The sequence below is a fragment of the Mesorhizobium sp. M0074 genome, from assembly GCF_040322975.1.
GTDB lineage: Bacteria > Pseudomonadota > Alphaproteobacteria > Rhizobiales > Rhizobiaceae > Mesorhizobium.
Genome location: NZ_JAMYUM010000079.1, coordinates 1 through 1,116, shown reverse-complemented (window position 1 = coordinate 1,116; position 1,116 = coordinate 1). Strand labels below are relative to the sequence as shown.

Here is a 1,116-nt window from a genome sequence, read left to right as displayed (position 1 = left end):
AAAGTCACCATAGAGGCCGGACGCAAACGGATTTTGCGTGGGATCAGGCGCGATCGCGCCGACTGGGAGGTCTTGCTCATCGACCGTCACGAAGGTTACCTGAGCTGGCACGGTTTTGAGAGGAATCAGCGCCTGATCACGGACAATGCCACAAGCTGCGGCGCGACGATTGACGCAACGCTCGCAGCTTCATTGTCGCGCCGCAGCAACCGGCTCATGCGCCAGGCGGAGTGCTTCCGGGGTAAGAATGGTGATTGCCGGCGCCGGATCGCGCTGCCGTGCAAGGATGTTGATGATGACGGCTGACGAGCAGACGTTCTGGTCGAGCGCCTCCTGGCAGGCCGCCTCGACCGCGTCGAGGCCGTCACTGAGAACGGTAGCCAGGATCGCCACCATCTGCCGGTCGCCATCGTCCGCGGACTTCAATCTGCGCCGGACCCGTTCCATCGCTGGTGGCAGAGCCCAGTCCCGGAATGGCGCGCCATTGCGCAGCGCTCCGGGCTTGCGGGCGAGCACGGGGACATAGTGCCAAGGGTTGTAGATCGTCTCGCCGCGCGCGAACGAACGCACATGTTCGGCAACAACCACGCCATCCTGACGAATGACGATGCGATCGGCATAGGCCTGGATCTCGACCGGGCGGCCGACGGCCGTCGACAGGACCGAGTATTTGTTGTTGTCGAAGCGAACCGTGCAGGTCTTCGACACCGAGGCCGGCACCGTGTGGAATCCGTCGAAGGGGCCGCGATACTCGACCAGTTGCCGCGCTCTTCCTCGAACACGTTCCAGATCGTTCGTTCCGGTTGCTCGACGTGACGGTGCGCCTTGGCGGTAAGCGCTATTTTCGCTGCACGTTGACGCGGTGGCTTTCGACGGATGGCCTTCGAATCGGGAACGGTATCTGGTCTGATCAGGCTGCTGTTACTTTGGCGAAGTTGAAGGGCAGCAGATCCTCGATGGCTGCGTTCTCGGGGCGCTGAGGTAGTTCAGTGAGGACGTGGCGCAGCCACGCTAACGGCTCGACGCCACAGGCGCGGCAGGTCAACATCAGGCTGTAGATGACGGCGCTGGCCCTGGCTCCGTCGACGGTATCGCTGAACAGCCAACTTTTCCGGC

At 62.7% G+C, this 1,116-nt stretch carries 1 protein-coding gene and 1 pseudogene; both read right to left on the bottom strand.

The genetic code is table 11. The features are described 5' to 3' along the window. Positions 1 to 189: 189 nt before the first annotated feature. A pseudogene (locus NKJ73_RS34035) lies at positions 190 to 830 on the bottom strand (Mu transposase domain-containing protein); the annotation flags it as partial. Positions 831 to 910: 80 nt separating this feature from the next. Next, positions 911 to 1,116 (bottom strand): transposase domain-containing protein (locus tag NKJ73_RS34030; RefSeq protein WP_352572756.1); only part of this gene is annotated, 206 nt, incomplete at its 5' end.